The following is a 15,237-nucleotide window of genomic DNA, read 5'->3' on the forward strand; positions in this document are numbered from 1 at the left end:
ATGAAAAAGTTGAAAGTTGCAAGTTTATTATTATGTGCCGGACTGTTTTTAGCAGGCTGCGGCGATGGCGGAGGTTCATCTGAAGGTACAGAAGGTGAAACAAAATCAAGCATTTCTTGGATGGCGATGTTGCATACCGCTTCGCCTCCGTCTGGGGATGTGACGCAAAAATTAGAAGAATATACAGGGATCGAAATCGATTTCACTTGGGTGCCGGACGCATCAAAAACAGAACGCTTGAATGCAGCATTAGCATCAAATTCTTTAGCAGATATCGTTAGTCTGACAGAAATCAATAACACGACCGTCCGGAGCTCGCTAGCGTCCGGGATGTTCTGGGATGTGGAACCGTATTTAGAAGAGTTTCCAAATTTGGCAGAAATTTCTGAGGATCGCTTAGAGTCCTCGCGGATCGATGGTCATATCTATGGTGTTCCGTTTTTAAAACCGATCGCTCGTTATGGCGTCCTTGTCAGAAAAGATTGGTTGGATAATTTAGGCTTGGACGTGCCATCGACATTAGAAGAATTAGCGGCTGTCGCTCAGGCCTTTACGGAAGGTGATCCAGATGGCAACGGTGCAGATGATACGGTTGGTTTCGTAGAGCGTGATGAGTCCTTTAACGTTGGTTTCCGTTCACTTTCTGGTTACTTTGGCGCAGACAATTGGTTTACGATCACGGATGATGATGAAGTGATGCCATCCTTTATGCAACCTGAGTACAAAGAAGCGATGGAATGGTTCCGTAATATCTATGATAACGGCTGGATGAATTCTGATTTTGCGGTAATGGCGAAAAATGACCAGAAGAACTATATCGTTCAAGGTCGTGGTGGGATCGTATTGAGTGGTTTGCAAGAAGTACGTAACTACATTGATGATGCTGCTGGAACTGCCGAAGAGCATATGGAATGGGTCTTGATTAATGATATGGTCTATGGCGACGTGGAACGGCGCATCCTTTCTGATACCAATGGCGGTATGGGTGGCTGGTTAGCCATTCCGAAAAACAATGTTGAAACCGAAGAAGACTTGCGGGTTGTTTTGAAATTTATCAATGATTTGATGGACGAAGAGCCGTTTACCTTGATGACACAAGGGATCGAAGGGGTCCATTATGAAATTGATGATGAGGGTGTTTATGTCCGTTTAGATGATACGAAGTGGCAACAAGAAGTACAACCATTTTCTTCGTCTCGTCCATCAGAATTAGTAACAGTTTTCCCTTCAAGTAATCCCTATGTCAACTTAGCCAATGAAAAGATTCAGGAAAACGAAGAGTTTGCGGTGATCAATCCTGCGCAATCGCTGACCTCTGAAACCTATGATCGTTCATGGTCAAGCTTGATTGAAGGAATCTCAGACGCTTACTACCAATATATGACTGGGGAAATCGAGATCGATGGGTTTGATACAGCAATCGAAACCTTCTTAAGAAATGGTGGACAGCAAATCATTGACGAGTTCACGGAAGACTATCGTTCACAACAATAAAGGTCACAAAAGGTTCTGATCATCTATTGAGAAGAAATAGATGAAGTGAGGAGCCGCTACTGCTGAATGATTTGAAGACCAAGACCAGTTGAAGTGATTCGCTGCTTGGTCTTCTTTTTGCTTCAAAAGCAGTGAAGAAAGGAGAAGCTATGTTTCAACTAACTGTTCGGGGGCATGATTTAAAGAATTATGGGTCCCCAGAAGAATTAGCGCAAAGAATTGCCGCCCAAAACATTCATAACATTCAATTTGCATTAAATAAATCCTTCCCGCAATGGGCAGAGCCAGAGCAATTAAGCCCTGGTTTAGGCCGCTTTTTCAAACGAGTTTTTGGTCAATCTCACGTTCAGGTCGCTTTATTAAGTTGTTATTGTAATCTGATCCATCCTGATCTGGAAAAACGGGAAGCGATTTTATCCAGATTCGAGACCTATCTCGCACATGCCAAATATTTTGATGCAGCTATGGTCGCAAGTGAAACTGGTTCGGTTTTGCCAAATATGGGGTATACCGAGGAAAATTTTAGTGACGTCGTTTTCGATGATTTGGTTCAGGTGATCAAGCGTTTGGTCCAAGTGGCTAAGAGACATCAAGTGATGCTAGGAATTGAAGCGGGCTTGAATCATCCACTCTCATCGATCGACCGAATCGAAGAATTGCAGGAACGGGTACCCTCTGACTATTTAGGGATCATCTTTGATCCAACCAATCTGATTACTGCGAAGAACTATCAAGAGCAAGTCGCTTTGACAAGGGAAGCTTTTTCCCGCTTTGGCGATGCCATCGTTTGCTTGCACTTGAAAGATTATCAAGTAATCGATGGTAAAATCAAGGTAGTCCCATTGGGAGAAGGAAGGATTGATTATCAACAACTATTGGCCATCACCGCTGAATACAAGCCGTATTGTTATGTTGTGTTAGAAGGGACGACCGAAGAAGCGATGCAGCCGGCCATTTCCTTGATTGAAACAATGCAAAACTAATTGGTTCTTCATTGCTTGCGACTGTTGAAGACACGATTTATGAAGCAACGAGCAGTCGATTGCTCCGGCGCTAAACAAGCAGATTTGTTTACTTACTAAAAGTTAGTGTTATACTTAAAGTAACAAGTGAACGTAACTGTTTAGAAAAGAGGAAATAGCGATGACCATGAGTCAATCAACTTATCAAATCGATGCAACTGCCGCAATTGGCAAAGTCGTTTTAAAAGTAGCAAACATAGAAAAAATGAGCCAGTTTTATTCGGACGTGATCGGTCTGACTTTATTGGAGCAAAGTGTAGATCATGCGCGATTAGGCGTGGGATCGCAAGAGCTTTTAGTTCTAGAGAAGGTAAGTGCTCCGTTGCCTTTGACACGGAAAACAGGCCTTTTCCATACGGCATTTCTTTTGCCTAGCCGTAAAGACCTAGGAAATATGCTGATTCATTATTTGGAGGCCAAAGCCCCCCTCGATGGTGCCAGCGACCATGGGTATAGTGAAGCGTTATACCTGACTGATCCAGAAGGAAACGGGATCGAAGTGTATCGTGACAAACCAAAGAGTGAATGGGATATTCGAGCAGACGGTGAGATCGTAGGCGTTACTGTCGAAATGGACGCACAAGGCGTGCTGGGAGCCGCTGACCGATCTCAAACGACCTTTCCAGTTGGCACCACGGTAGGGCATGTCCATTTGAAAGTGGCGGACTTGGCAAAAACAGAAGAATTCTACACAGAAGTTTTAGGCATGCGTTTGACTTCAGATTTTGGTAGCCAAGCAAAGTTTTTTGCTGCTGGTGCGTATCATCACCATATCGGATCGAATATTTGGATGGGAAGAAATGTTCCAGCTATGGAAGAAAAGGATCTAGGCTTAGCGTACTTTACGATCGTTTTGCCAGCTTTGGCTTTTTCTACATTACGAAGTCATCTCAAGGCAAGTGGCGTTTCTTATGGGTTAGAAACAGAAAGCCGCTTGCATTTGACTGATCCGAATGGGATCAATCTGATCATCGAAAGAAAGAATCAGCCTTAAGATGGAGGTTTTTTCATTCATGAAATGAGAGAATAACCTATAATCAAGTAAAAGGAGAGCAAGCATGAAAAAAAACGGGGCGGGACAATCACTATTTCTAGCATTATTGATCAGCATGGGCTTATTTTTCTTTGTCCAAGGGAAACAATTAATAGAAAGTGGGGCGTCTCCTGTGATTTTTATTGCTTTTTCGGCTTTTGCAGGAATTATCGGAGTTGGGGTCTATGGTCTTCAAGCAATAATGAAGCAGCATCGGCGCAAAACCATGGTACCAATCAAAACCAAAAAATAAAGAAACCGGCCAATCTTAAACAGGAAGATTGGTCGGTTTTTGTTTACGCTAAGACAAAATGGAGAATTGGGATTCGTCCACTACATACTAATTGTCCATGTTTTTGATCGCAAATTCGATCTCATCAGGTAAGAAGCCGTTCCCTTCAAGATGAGCAGCCATATTTCTTTGGCGGATCCCTAACACCCGACGGGATTGATTGGCGCGTCCTAAAGCATGACGATACCAGTCTACATCGAGGGTTTCTAGTGCCCATTGTGTTTCCTCCGCAGTAAAACCTTCTGTTTCTAACAGTTCTGCCATCTCTTGTTTTGAATAAAAGCGACGATTTCCTTGCGCTCTAACGAGGAAAAAGGCTTCACGTTCTCGTTCTGTCGCATTGTTTTCGCGCTCATAGCGTGCTGCTACAGTCGGGGCGCGATGAAACCCTGCTAAAATCGTTTCCTCGGTCACTTCGTTATCAAACACGTAGGTTCTGAAGTGAAAACGATTGTCGTTCTCCAGTTCAAGCCATAGTGATTCAACCAGAAATAGATAGCCAGATGGAATCGTTTCATAAACAGCAGCGGCTATTTCGTTAAAATAAGCGGAAACGGCTTCGTATGGAGTCCTTATCTCGGGAACGATTTCCGTCGTTTGGCCATTAAACAAAGTGATTGCGGAAGGATAGGTCTCGCCAGCATTCGTAAATGTGAGAATCTCCACTGGCTCATGTTTTGTTGAAAAGACATTCATGGTCACACCGTTCGCCAAATCAATAGCGGTCTGCCACTCGATTTCTTGGTCTTCGCTTTGTTGGTGTAAGTGTTCAAGTGTATCAGGCGTCAAACCAAGCTTTTCTCGTGAATCTTCATTGATCGCTTCTTCATCGGCAAGTGGATTGTTTGCCCCAACTGTCACTAGTGCCAAATCCTCTTCGTATTCGTTGAATAATTCTTGCAATTTTGCTCGTCTACTGACGATGATCGGGCTTTCCTCATGGAGGGCAAGTAAGGCTTCGATCCGGCCATTCCGAGCGGTAACCCAACGCGGCATATCCAGATAGCGAGCTTCGATCGCTTCTTGAGCGAGTGCGATCATTGTTTCCGTGTTTTCAATGAATGCTGCCTTGTGTTTTGAGTTGCTATTGACCTGGTCTAGAAAGGCCAATTCTGCTTCTTTGCCTCGAATCATCAGTTCGAGATTTTCAATACTTAACTCATAAGTAAGAGTTTCTGCATGATAGGTATGTTCCCAACCGGCATCTAAAGCGGCACCGATGCGCTCAGAAAGTTCCTCAGGACTTGCTGAATTTCTCGTCCCACATCCTGAAATCAGGCATAATAGCAGCAATAAGGGCAGCAAAACTTGTTTTTTCATTTTTCTCCTCCTCGTGAGTCTCTGGTAAACTTCACTTTTTTGTTCGAATGAACGCATCAAATCGAGACTTTTCTTGGGTATAAAAAATAGCAACAATATAAGGGGCAACATAAGGGCATCGCGATGCTCCTTTTTTTGTTAGTTTGTAATTATCCATGGTTGTCATCGCAGAGTCGATTTGTTCTGCTGAAAAGACTTCTGAAGCCAATAAACGACGGATATTGGCATGAGGTAGATTCATCCTGAGACGGTAGCTGTTTGCTTTTTGCAACGCTTGTTCGTTCCAGTCGATAGTGAGGTGGTCCACTGCCCATTGCGCATCATCATGGGAAAGGCCCTCAAATTCTAGTTGTCGTATCATGCGAGTACGGGAAAAGTCATCCGTCTAGTATAGGCTTTGGCACGGGCTATCCCTCGTCTTTGTTCTGAAGATTTCTTACTCTCGGTCTGAGTTTGTTCATCATTGTTTTGCTGGCTTTGCGTTTGGCGCTAGCTTATTGAAGCTGCTGATAAACGGTAGCGACCATGTCTTGGTCAATGTCATGATCAAAGCCATAGGTCATCACCGCCAACTGATGTTCATCAGAAGATTGATCGGATCGATTCATAAACATCAAGGATTCACGAGGAATATTTATGACCAGCGCTCGTAAAATCGTTTCATAGAAGGCAGCTTTTTGCTCGTCGGCAGTTTCCCGATTAAGAACAGTAAAGCCAGATGCGTACTCCTCATCGGACTTCGCAAAAACCAAGACGTCAACATTCGTTTCACTTGTGTGGTAAACAGTGGCAGTGAGTCCATCGTCAAGTTCGATTGTGTGATGAAGAGTAAGCGTATCTTCTGTGAGCTGTTGAAGCTGTTCGATATCGTCTGCTAAAAGCCCCAGCTTTTCCCGTGGGTCGGCTTCAGGAATCGTTTCGTTTGCTACCTCCAGTAGACTGTTGAGGTTGTCTTGATTACTGAGAATGATAGGGCTCCGTTCATGAATCGCAGCCAGAGCCTGGCTATAACCAATGCGGGCAGCAAACCAAGCAGGGACATCGATCCGACGCTCCACTAGCGCTCGTTCAGCGGTTGCCATCAAATCACTCGTGTGGCTGATCAATTGCTGAAGATCTTCGTCGGAAGAATCAAGTTCTTCCAAAATAGCCAATTCGGCTTGGCTGCCGGCAATCAACAACTCTAAGGTTGCTGGTTGATAATAGCTCCAGCCCGTTCCAGACTGATTTGTATATTCCAGTCGTGCCTCGATGCCAAGTGCAACGGTCTCTGACAGTTCTTCATCTGCCTTACCGCAGCCGATAAGCAGAATAACGAATGACAATAGGGCGATCAGTATTCTTTTTTTCATTAGGCTCCTTCTTTCTATCGAAAGTAACTGAGAAAACGGTCGGAAGAGGTTTGTTGTTTGGTCATCGGGGGGAAGGAAGAAGTCAGGTGAATGGAATAAATGCTGAAAAGATTTTCCATCACTCGTTCATTCAAGAAACTGTTTCTGATACGCTAATAAGAAATGACGGAACATCGAACTAGTTTTCATCAATAATCGTTATATTGTTCATTTTATATGGAAAATATCTATGAATGCAATGAAAAAAGAATTTTTATTGGACTTTTTGTGTTTGGGGAAAGGAGGGTTACTATTAACTTTTTAGGAGTAGGTGCTCAAGATCAAGCGATCGAGAGAATTCATTGAAGGATCGCCAGGGGGGAATTTTTTGTGTAAACAAAAAAACAGCTTCCCCAAAGGGGAAACTGTACTGATGCGGAAAATGGGATTTGAACCCACACGAGCGATTGCTCACAAGACCCTCAATCTTGCACGTCTGCCATTCCGTCATTTCCGCAGATACTATAGAAGGTAACGCAGGCTGAAGTAGTTCTGTCACACCGCGTCTAAAAAATATCTTACCTGATTTTTGACAGGTTTGTCAATAACTTTTCCTAGAGCTATTTAAAAGAATATTCAGACAATGGATTGCAATTTTTGTCATAAACGGTATGCTTAAAGAATGAATGATTTTTTGAGAGGAGAGCAAATGAATTACTTTAGAAACCAATTAGCCAAATCTGCGAAACAAAGAATATTTATCTTCCTACTCATGGGTGCCTTTAGTTTAGGCTGCTGTTTTTCCGTTTATTTGAAACTAATGGAACCCATCAACTTGCCCGCTACGATCACTGCAGAAAAAGCCGAAGCCTCAAGGCTTGTTGATCGCTACCAAGCCAATCAGTCGGGCTCGCCTGATGAGCAAGAGGTGTATCAACTTTTGCTTGAAAATAATACACTGACCTCACGGCAGTTATCCAACTTGATTATGGAGGAATACGAACGATTTAATCAAACGAGTATTCAAATTGCAGAACTAAAAAAGCAGATTTGGGTGTCTGAAGTTGATGACAAAGCCTTTTTACCGCCTATGTGGACGATCGAACAAGAGCGAACGGTCTATCAAGCCTTAGCCGAGCAAGAAAAAGAGCCGGTCCTCACGGCTGCCAATACCCAGACCGCTGTCGCTTTGGCAATAACGCTTTTGCTGAATTTTGGGTTCTTCTTTTGGGCTTTTTTTGCCAGTGACAATTTGATAGAAGAAAGAGAACACTTCTCTTTGATTCGCTCGTACCCACAGATTTTTCCGATTCGGATGTTAAGTAAAATTGTGGTCAAAGGGATTACAAATTTAGGCGTTTTGGTTGTGTTTTTCTTAGGTGTCTTTCTTTCAATGAGCCTTTTGGGGGAGTTCGGGGATTGGCAGTATCCAGTAGCCGTCTATCTCAGTGGGGATTGGGTCGCCGTACCTTTTTGGCAAAGCGTTTTATATAGTATGGTTTCTTTTGCCTTGCTGATTGGTTTGATCGAATGCTTAGGTTTTGTTATGAATATGATCGCAGCCAATCGATATGTCTCTTTCTTTTTGCTAGTGCTTTTTTATGGGTTAGGCTTGATTCCGATGCTGCAAAAGATCCCACTGTTACCAGTTCATCTAGCTGCTATGGATAAATTTTATTCGGGCGCCTTTGCTTTGGGTTCTGGTACTTCTTGGGGAGTCTATGCTAGTTGGCTTCTCACGGTGGTGTGGATCTTCCTTTGTTTAAGCATCATGCTCGTTGCGGATAAACAGAATCGCTTGTTGAAAGGAGGCAAAGGATGAAAGACTATTTTTTCTTTGAATTACGTCAACTCTTAAAGAGCAAGAAAACCATTGGTCTTTTTTGCTTGCTTCTTATCTACAGCGGCGTTTACAGTTTTTGGCAAAGAGACTTTCGCCCGATTGAACGAGTAGATGAAACGGAAATGCAACAACGCTATACTGTGCGACAAGATTTTCTTGATCAACAAGCAGCCAATCCTTCTGACCATTGGTCGGCAAGCTTAGCAGTTGAAATGTTTACCCCATGGAACGAAGCGGAAAAACAACGATTAGATGCACTAGCTGGTGAAGACTGGCAAGCTTATGCACAAGGAACAAGTACGTGGTACCAATTGGCGTTGCAGTTTACCGATGAACGAAATGTTTTTTATACACCGGATTATTATACGTTTCAAAATTACTACGCTGCCTATGACGGTCGCTTTGGTTATGCTTCAACCGCTAAGCTTATGGAAGCCTTCAGCCAGTTGCCGAATAAGAAACTCTCTCAAGCAGTCATGGAGCAAAAAACGGGGATACAGGCATTGCAGCGAAGTTTTACTGGATATTTACCGATTCTATTGCTTGCTGTTTCTTTATTTTTGGCGATTGATTGTTTACCAAAAGAACGAAGACATAAATCCCTGTTTCTTTCACTGCCATTATCGGCAGAAGAGATTCTTTGGAGCAAAACGGCAGTATTGATGGTCGGTTCTGCAATTTCAACACTTGGGACTATGTTCTTTCTCTGGTTGGGTTCTGGTATACAATTCGGCTTTGGTTCCCTGGAACTGCCGGTCACGATTTTATCATCGACCTTTGATGCCCGCTACCCGATCACCGATTTCAACGCTTTTGAAACACAAGCCATCGGTCTTTTTATAGGCCAATGTTTTCTTGCGACGCTTTTCTTGCAGTTTATTTATTGTCGCGGCATCTTGTTGTTCAGTGCCCTGTTTCGCTCAGAACTGGTTAATTTGCTTGTGGCTGGTTTTTGCTTGCTTTCACCCTATATTTTCCAAAGACGTTGGTTCAGTGCTTACCTTGATAAAACGCTGTATGTCTATCTGTATCAAAATGTGGGACAAGTCCTTTCAGGCTGGACACGTTTTTATTTTGGTTCTGCAGGGTTTACGATGGAAAAAGGGTTGCTTTTATTAGGAGGCGTTTGGCTTCTGATCGAAATATGTTTCTTCGTGACGATCCAACGCAAAAAATTTCATTTGGCATAGGAGGAACGATATGTTAGAACTGAAAAATGTGACGGTCACGTATACGAGAAATGTATTGGATCAACTTTCCATCGCCTTTTCTCCCGGTGAGATCGTCGGATTAGTCGCCCCAAACGGTACTGGGAAATCCACGCTATTAAATGTGGCGATGAATTTCATCCAGCCGAATGAAGGCGCAGTATTTTTGAATGGCAGTCAAGTATATGTGACCAAAAAATCAGAAGTGGCAGCGCATCAACAAATTTCGTTTTTTCCTGACCAAAATGATTTGTACAATGATTTGAGTGGTTTCGAGCATCTCAAGCTGTATCAGCGAATGTGGCGTTCAGAGGAACACTTAGTGGACGAAACGATTGAGCGCTTGCGGATGAGTGACTATATCAAACGCCCCGTGGGCACCTATTCACTTGGGATGCGGCAACGTCTTTGTTTTGCGATGCAGATCGTGACGGATACGCCATATATGCTGATGGATGAAGTCATGAATGGCTTGGATCCAACCAATGTCGAATTGATCTCCAACGTGTTGAAAGCCTTGCGAGCGCAAAAGAAAGCGATCGTGATTGCTTCGCATATTTTGACGAATTTGGATTCCTACGCGGATCGGGTCTTGTTTTTAAAAGACGGCAAGATCATTCACGAATACTTTGGGCGCAAGTCGTTAGTCAATGAACCGTTATACTTAAAAACGGACTCAGCGGATTTCTTGGTGGCTTTTCCAGAATTAACGACGGTGACCATCGATCTGCAAGGACGGATCTATCTGGTAGAAATTAGCGATCCTCAGCTACCGCAACGGTTTATTGCTGCAGGGATCACTGATTTTTCTGTGGGGCACTTGGCACTAAATGAATTGTATTTGACGTATTTTCCTGAAAATCACTGACTGTCGCACTATTTACGAGATGAGAGTGGGACAAGCACAGATGAAGGAGAAGCAAAAAAATTTCGCCATAGGTAAAAGTTTTTTGCTATAATAGGTTCAATCTGAAAAGAGATCAACGACGAGAACCAATAACCTGACGTTGACCTATGGTTAAAGGAGAAATGGAATATGAAGAAATTTTCGAAGTCGTCAAAACTTGAAGGGGTCAGTTATGATGTACGCGGCCCAGTTTTAGAAGAAGCCGATCGGATGCAAGAAGAAGGCATCAGTATCTTGAAATTAAATACGGGGAATCCAGCGCCTTTCGGGTTCGAAGCCCCAAATGAGATCGTTAGAGACCTGATTATGAACGTGCGAGAATCGGAAGGCTATTCTGATTCGAAAGGGATTTTTTCTGCCCGTAAAGCGATCGAACAATATTATCAATTACAGAAATTTCCTGATGTGACCATCAATGATATTTATACCGGTAACGGCGTTTCTGAGCTGATCACGATGTGCATGCAAGGTCTTTGCAACAATGGGGATGAAGTGTTAGTGCCGATGCCTGACTATCCCTTATGGACAGCGTCGATCTCGTTAGCTGGCGGAAAGCCCGTCCATTATATTTGTGATGAGCAAGCAGATTGGAATCCTGATATCGAGGACATCAAAGCTAAGGTCACCAGCAAAACCAAGGCGATCGTTATTATTAATCCAAATAATCCCACCGGCGCCGTTTATCCAAAAGAAGTTTTGCAACAAATCGTCGAGGTTGCCCGTGAGCATGACTTGATCATTTTTTCTGATGAGATCTACGACCGTTTAGTCATGGATGATTATGTCCATGTGCCGATTGCTACATTAGCGCCAGATCGATTCGTTGTGACGTTAGGTGGCTTGTCTAAGTCTCATCGAGTGGCAGGTTTCCGTGTGGGCTGGATGGTCCTCAGTGGCGACAAGTCCAATGTGAAAGACTATATCGAAGGCTTGAATATGTTGTCTTCAATGCGGCTGTGTTCCAATGTTTTATCGCAACAAATCGTCCAGACCGCACTTGGCGGCTATCAAAGCTCCGATGAGTTGCTACTACCAGGTGGTCGAATCTATGAACAAAGAGAGTTTATCTACAAGGCAATCAATGACATTCCGGGATTGTCAGCGGTGAAACCGAAAGCCGCCTTTTATATTTTCCCTAAAATTGATATTCAACGCTTTAATATCACCAATGATGAACAATTTGTTTTAGACTTTTTACACGAGCACCACATCTTGCTGGTTCACGGCGGTGGGTTCAACTGGCAACAGCCAGATCATTTCCGAATCGTTTATCTTCCTAATATGGAAGACTTAAAAACGACTGCTGAAAAAATGACAGAATTTTTGGCGTCCTATCGTCAGAAATAAAAATATAAAAAAGCACCGCTCCTTCAACAACCGTGAGGGAGCGGTGCTTATGTTTTTATTCGGCAACTGGTTGACAAATTTTTTTGCTGACAATCATTCGATTGGTAAACTTATCCAGCATTTCAGCACTAGGATCGGTGACTTGAACGAGGACCGAATTTTCATATTCCCGTTCGATGATCCCTTGGTATTTTTTGCCTTCCCATGTAAAAAAGATCGTACTGTCGATCGTCATCTTAACACCTCATTTGAAATTGTGGAAAAATAACAAGACATTCTTGAAATTGCTTTCCTTTTTGTCATTATGTGCTAAAATAAAGAAAATTAAAAATGCGAATTCGCATTTTTGACAAGAAACGTTCGGTTCTTATAAGAATTTCCCATGGAGGACGATCATGAAGAAAAAAGAAGAATCTTTTGGTCAAATCATCCGTACTATTCGTCTAAAACGAAAGATGACACAGAAGATGTTAGCGGAAGATATTTGTTCGCAAAGTGTTTTAAGCCGTATTGAAAACAATGAAGAGCTGCCCAATGTCTGGGTGATGTATCAAATCTGTCAACGTTTAGGTGTCACCTTGGATCAAGTGATGATGCTTCATTCGGAAGAGATCAACAAAACCAATCAAATTTTTGCGGAAATCGAATCGCATTTTGTCCATAAACAGTTTCGAGAAATGCGGGAAAAAATGGAAGACAAGGCAATCAAAGAGTATCTGTATTTAGATTCGGATATGCAAATGTATTACTACTACTTAGGAAGTTGCGATTATTTTCTCGATCAAAACTATGATACCGCCCTCGAGGCATTAAAAAAAGGATTGGCCTATTCCTATCAACAGGATAAAACCAATGTTTCCGTGATGGAAATTCGCATTCTTAGCTGCATGGGGCGCGTCTACAGTGACTTGCTGCAATTGGGTGAAGCACGCTTTTATCTAGAAAAAGCTTATGATGCCATGCATGCTTTGCCACCGGAACGTCTTTCTACGGCGTTGACCAAAATTTATTACAATTATGCGGTCTTTCTGAAGGAACAACAGGAAGACTGTCTCGCACTAAAAGTAACCAACGAAGGCATTGCCCTAGCGAGAGAGAAAAATAGCTTGTATTTTCTAGAAGAATTGTTTGAACTAAAAGGACAATTGCTTCAAAGACTAAAAGAAGAAAAAGCAGCTGAAAAAAGTTTTCAACTGTATCGTGCCGTCATGGATATTCGCCAATCTGACAAAGTGGTGTAGACCTTTCTTGACTTCTCCCGCAAATAAGAGTACTTTTAAGGAAGAAAAGAAATAGAGGAGCGATCAAGATGAATAAATATATTTACGCAGACAAATTCTTTCTGAAATCAGCGGTTCATGGCCCTGGTTACTTGGAGGTCAAGGAGGGAAAATTCGGCGCAATCGTTGATGAAGTCCCTGCTGGTGCAGACGTAGAAGATTATTCAGGCAAATGGCTAGCACCGGGTCTTGTGGATACTCATATCCACGGGTTTATGAACCATGATGTAATGGACAACGATGCAGAGGGCATCAAAGCCATGTCAGAAGGTCTCTTGTCTTGCGGTGTGACATCTTTCTTACCAACAACCTTAACATCAAGCAAAGAACGGTTGCGTGATGTAGCAGAAACCGTTGGGAAAGTCAAAGACGAAGTTACAGGAGCAAAAATCCAAGGAATCTATTTTGAAGGCCCATTCTTTACTGAGGAACACAAAGGTGCACAAAATCCGATTTATTTTGGTGATCCTGATATCGATACCTTCCATGAATGGCAAGAAGCTTCTGGTGGAATTATCAAGAAAATCGCCTTGGCTCCTGAGCGCGAAGGTGTGAAGGAATTTGTTTCGCAAGTGACGGAAGAAGGCGTAGTGGTTGCTCTAGGCCATAGTAACGGTACATTACAAGAAGCGCAAACAGCAGTTGAAGCGGGGGCTAGCGTTTTTGTTCATGCCTTCAACGGAATGCGCGGATTAAACCATCGCGAGCCTGGAATGGTTGGTGCCCTACTTTCATTAAAAGAAGTTTTTTCAGAGTTGATTTGTGATGGCCACCATGTGCATCCTCAAGCAGCTGAGATTTTGATGGAAAAAGCTGGTCACGACCATGTTGCCTTGATCACTGACTGTATGATGGCTGGCGGCATGCCAGACGGTGATTACATTTTAGGTGAATTTCCAGTAGTGGTGAAAGATGGAACGGCTCGGATGGAAACTGGCAATCTTGCCGGCAGCATTTTGAAACTAAAAGAAGCTGTGAAAAATGTAGTAGACTGGGGAATCGCTACCCCTCAAGAAGCGGTTATGATGGCCAGCTTGATTCCAGCAATTAGTTGCAAAATTGACCATGCTTGCGGCATGATCAAAGAAGGTCGCCCAGCTGACTTTATCGTTTTGGATCAAGAAATGAATGTAACAGCCACCTATTTAGATGGTGTCTGCCGCTACCAAGCGTAAAATGAAACAATCTGCTTAAAGAAACAAGAAGAGAGCTTCTCTTGATCTGTTTTTTAAGCAGATTTTTTTGTTTTCAGTTATGATGAAAGAAAACGACATCCTATGAAGGAGATGATTGGGATTTGAAGACGATTTTAGTAACCGGCGCCAATGCCGGCATGGGCTTTGCAACAGCCAAACAGTTAGCAAAAGCAGGGATGCATGTGATTTTGTATTGCCGTTCTGCCGAACGAGGACGGGCAGCACAGCAACGTTTGAAGGAAGAGACAGGAAATTCAGCGATCGATCTAGTGATTGGTGATCTGGGGTCACTGGCTAGTGTGCGCAAGTCAGCCGCCGAAATCAACGCCCGCTTTAAGAAATTGGATGTACTGATCAATAATGCAGGCATCGTGAACCTAAAAAAAGAACAAACGACCGATGGATTCGAGCAAATGCTGGGAGTGAATTACGTGGGTCACTTTGAACTGACCCGCCAGTTACTACCTCTATTGAAGCGTGCCGATGCCGGCAGGATCGTCAATGTGGCATCCGGTGCCTACAAATTTGTAAAGAAAAAGGATCAGCGCTTTTTCGATGTACCGGATTTTTTCCCTTGGCGGGAATATGGCCGCTCAAAAAAAGCCCTGATTTTATTTACAGATGCGCTTGCGTTTCAGCTACGCAACACGACCGTTACTGCCAATGCCTTGCATCCGGGAGCTGTGGCGACGAGCTTAGGGGTCAGCCGACAAACAGGATTTGGTCAATCTATTTATAAAATGTTGACGCCTTTTTTTAAAACAGCCGAAGAAGGGGCAGATACAGCGATTTACTTAGCGCTAAGTCCAGACGTTGCGGGGATCAGTGGCCACTACTTTGTTGATCGTCAAGCAGTCCCAACCGAGATCCCGAAGGAGCAGCAACAAGCACAGAAACTTTGGCAAGAAACGCAACAAAGAATTGCGGACCACACAAAATGATTTGTTTTGCTTTTGCCAATCTG

General features: G+C 43.2%; 15 protein-coding genes and 1 tRNA gene. 11 read left to right on the top strand and 5 right to left on the bottom strand.

Going from position 1 to position 15,237, the window contains the following annotated elements:
* The 4 genes from IGI78_RS06975 to IGI78_RS06990 all read left to right on the top strand — a co-directional run bounded on the left by IGI78_RS06975 (position 1) and on the right by IGI78_RS06990 (position 3,802).
* Positions 1–1,494: an extracellular solute-binding protein gene (locus IGI78_RS06975; RefSeq protein ID WP_140966344.1), complete on the top strand. Its 1,494-nt coding sequence runs from the start codon at positions 1–3 to the stop codon at positions 1,492–1,494.
* Between the two features lie 149 nt (positions 1,495–1,643).
* Positions 1,644–2,477: a sugar phosphate isomerase/epimerase family protein gene (locus IGI78_RS06980; protein ID WP_189372353.1), complete on the top strand. Its 834-nt coding sequence runs from the start codon at positions 1,644–1,646 to the stop codon at positions 2,475–2,477.
* 160 nt (positions 2,478–2,637) lie between these two features.
* Positions 2,638–3,510 (top strand): VOC family protein, encoded by an 873-nt coding sequence (locus IGI78_RS06985; protein ID WP_140966342.1) that lies wholly within the window; start codon positions 2,638–2,640, stop codon positions 3,508–3,510.
* Positions 3,511–3,574: 64 nt separating this feature from the next.
* Positions 3,575–3,802, top strand: a complete 228-nt coding sequence (locus tag IGI78_RS06990) for a hypothetical protein (protein WP_086292574.1) — start codon at positions 3,575–3,577, stop codon at positions 3,800–3,802.
* 87 nt (positions 3,803–3,889) lie between these two features.
* Here the strand turns inward: IGI78_RS06990 and IGI78_RS06995 are convergent, their stop codons facing one another.
* The 4 genes from IGI78_RS06995 to IGI78_RS07010 all read right to left on the bottom strand — a co-directional run bounded on the left by IGI78_RS06995 (position 3,890) and on the right by IGI78_RS07010 (position 7,009).
* Positions 3,890–5,161, bottom strand: coding sequence for a hypothetical protein (locus IGI78_RS06995; RefSeq protein ID WP_140966341.1), 1,272 nt, complete (start codon positions 5,159–5,161; stop codon positions 3,890–3,892).
* Positions 5,162–5,192: 31 nt separating this feature from the next.
* Positions 5,193–5,522 (bottom strand): Ltp family lipoprotein, encoded by a 330-nt coding sequence (locus IGI78_RS07000; RefSeq protein WP_229045592.1) that lies wholly within the window; start codon positions 5,520–5,522, stop codon positions 5,193–5,195.
* Between the two features lie 133 nt (positions 5,523–5,655).
* Complete coding sequence (locus tag IGI78_RS07005) at positions 5,656–6,513, bottom strand: hypothetical protein (protein WP_229045593.1); 858 nt, start codon at positions 6,511–6,513, stop codon at positions 5,656–5,658.
* 413 nt (positions 6,514–6,926) lie between these two features.
* Positions 6,927–7,009 (bottom strand) — tRNA-Leu (locus tag IGI78_RS07010).
* 192 nt (positions 7,010–7,201) lie between these two features.
* Here IGI78_RS07010 and IGI78_RS07015 point away from each other — a divergent pair.
* The 4 genes from IGI78_RS07015 to IGI78_RS07030 all read left to right on the top strand — a co-directional run bounded on the left by IGI78_RS07015 (position 7,202) and on the right by IGI78_RS07030 (position 11,797).
* Positions 7,202–8,314 (top strand): hypothetical protein, encoded by a 1,113-nt coding sequence (locus IGI78_RS07015; protein ID WP_195265796.1) that lies wholly within the window; start codon positions 7,202–7,204, stop codon positions 8,312–8,314.
* The gene (locus IGI78_RS07020; protein WP_195265798.1) at positions 8,311–9,525 is read left to right on the top strand and encodes an ABC transporter permease; all 1,215 of its coding nucleotides are present in this window, start codon (positions 8,311–8,313) and stop codon (positions 9,523–9,525) included. Before IGI78_RS07015 ends, IGI78_RS07020 begins: the two co-directional genes overlap by 4 nt.
* A gap of 10 nt (positions 9,526–9,535) precedes the next feature.
* Complete coding sequence (locus IGI78_RS07025; protein WP_081118522.1) at positions 9,536–10,411, top strand: ABC transporter ATP-binding protein; 876 nt, start codon at positions 9,536–9,538, stop codon at positions 10,409–10,411.
* A gap of 168 nt (positions 10,412–10,579) precedes the next feature.
* Positions 10,580–11,797 carry a pyridoxal phosphate-dependent aminotransferase gene (locus IGI78_RS07030; RefSeq protein WP_081118523.1) on the top strand — a complete coding sequence of 406 codons (1,218 nt, stop codon included), beginning with the start codon at positions 10,580–10,582 and terminating at the stop codon, positions 11,795–11,797.
* Between the two features lie 55 nt (positions 11,798–11,852).
* Here IGI78_RS07030 and IGI78_RS07035 read toward each other — a convergent pair whose 3' ends face one another.
* A complete protein-coding gene (locus IGI78_RS07035) occupies positions 11,853–12,032 on the bottom strand; it encodes a DUF2187 domain-containing protein (RefSeq protein WP_077453812.1) in 180 nt (59 codons plus the stop codon).
* Between the two features lie 160 nt (positions 12,033–12,192).
* Here IGI78_RS07035 and IGI78_RS07040 point away from each other — a divergent pair, with 160 nt between their 5' ends.
* The 3 genes from IGI78_RS07040 (at position 12,193) to IGI78_RS07050 (ending at position 15,214) form a co-directional block, all read left to right on the top strand.
* On the top strand, positions 12,193–13,038 hold the full coding sequence (locus IGI78_RS07040) for a helix-turn-helix domain-containing protein (RefSeq protein WP_086292566.1): 846 nt from the start codon (positions 12,193–12,195) through the stop codon (positions 13,036–13,038).
* 68 nt (positions 13,039–13,106) lie between these two features.
* Entirely contained in the window at positions 13,107–14,252 is a 1,146-nt protein-coding gene (gene nagA, locus IGI78_RS07045) for an N-acetylglucosamine-6-phosphate deacetylase (RefSeq protein WP_195265800.1), read from the top strand.
* A gap of 122 nt (positions 14,253–14,374) precedes the next feature.
* Entirely contained in the window at positions 14,375–15,214 is an 840-nt protein-coding gene (locus IGI78_RS07050) for an SDR family oxidoreductase (RefSeq protein WP_195265802.1), read from the top strand.
* The last annotated feature ends 23 nt before the right edge of the window (positions 15,215–15,237 follow it).

It is taken from the genome of Enterococcus sp. DIV1767, from assembly GCF_050542585.1.
Taxonomy (GTDB): domain Bacteria; phylum Bacillota; class Bacilli; order Lactobacillales; family Enterococcaceae; genus Enterococcus_D; species Enterococcus_D innesii.

What these genes read in the sequence shown, in the direction of transcription:
- IGI78_RS06975 (WP_140966344.1), top strand. Translation starts at nt 1, where the DNA reads ATGAAAAAGTTGAAAGTTGCAAGTTTATTATTATGTGCCGGACTGTTT.
- IGI78_RS07035 (WP_077453812.1), bottom strand. Translation starts at nt 12,032, where the DNA reads ATGACGATCGACAGTACGATCTTTTTTACATGGGAAGGCAAAAAATAC.
- IGI78_RS07000 (WP_229045592.1), bottom strand. Translation starts at nt 5,522, where the DNA reads ATGATACGACAACTAGAATTTGAGGGCCTTTCCCATGATGATGCGCAA.
- IGI78_RS06985 (WP_140966342.1), top strand. Translation starts at nt 2,638, where the DNA reads ATGACCATGAGTCAATCAACTTATCAAATCGATGCAACTGCCGCAATT.
- IGI78_RS06990 (WP_086292574.1), top strand. Translation starts at nt 3,575, where the DNA reads ATGAAAAAAAACGGGGCGGGACAATCACTATTTCTAGCATTATTGATC.
- IGI78_RS06995 (WP_140966341.1), bottom strand. Translation starts at nt 5,161, where the DNA reads ATGAAAAAACAAGTTTTGCTGCCCTTATTGCTGCTATTATGCCTGATT.
- IGI78_RS07030 (WP_081118523.1), top strand. Translation starts at nt 10,580, where the DNA reads ATGAAGAAATTTTCGAAGTCGTCAAAACTTGAAGGGGTCAGTTATGAT.
- IGI78_RS07040 (WP_086292566.1), top strand. Translation starts at nt 12,193, where the DNA reads ATGAAGAAAAAAGAAGAATCTTTTGGTCAAATCATCCGTACTATTCGT.
- IGI78_RS07005 (WP_229045593.1), bottom strand. Translation starts at nt 6,513, where the DNA reads ATGAAAAAAAGAATACTGATCGCCCTATTGTCATTCGTTATTCTGCTT.
- IGI78_RS06980 (WP_189372353.1), top strand. Translation starts at nt 1,644, where the DNA reads ATGTTTCAACTAACTGTTCGGGGGCATGATTTAAAGAATTATGGGTCC.
- IGI78_RS07025 (WP_081118522.1), top strand. Translation starts at nt 9,536, where the DNA reads ATGTTAGAACTGAAAAATGTGACGGTCACGTATACGAGAAATGTATTG.
- IGI78_RS07015 (WP_195265796.1), top strand. Translation starts at nt 7,202, where the DNA reads ATGAATTACTTTAGAAACCAATTAGCCAAATCTGCGAAACAAAGAATA.
- IGI78_RS07020 (WP_195265798.1), top strand. Translation starts at nt 8,311, where the DNA reads ATGAAAGACTATTTTTTCTTTGAATTACGTCAACTCTTAAAGAGCAAG.
- nagA (WP_195265800.1), top strand. Translation starts at nt 13,107, where the DNA reads ATGAATAAATATATTTACGCAGACAAATTCTTTCTGAAATCAGCGGTT.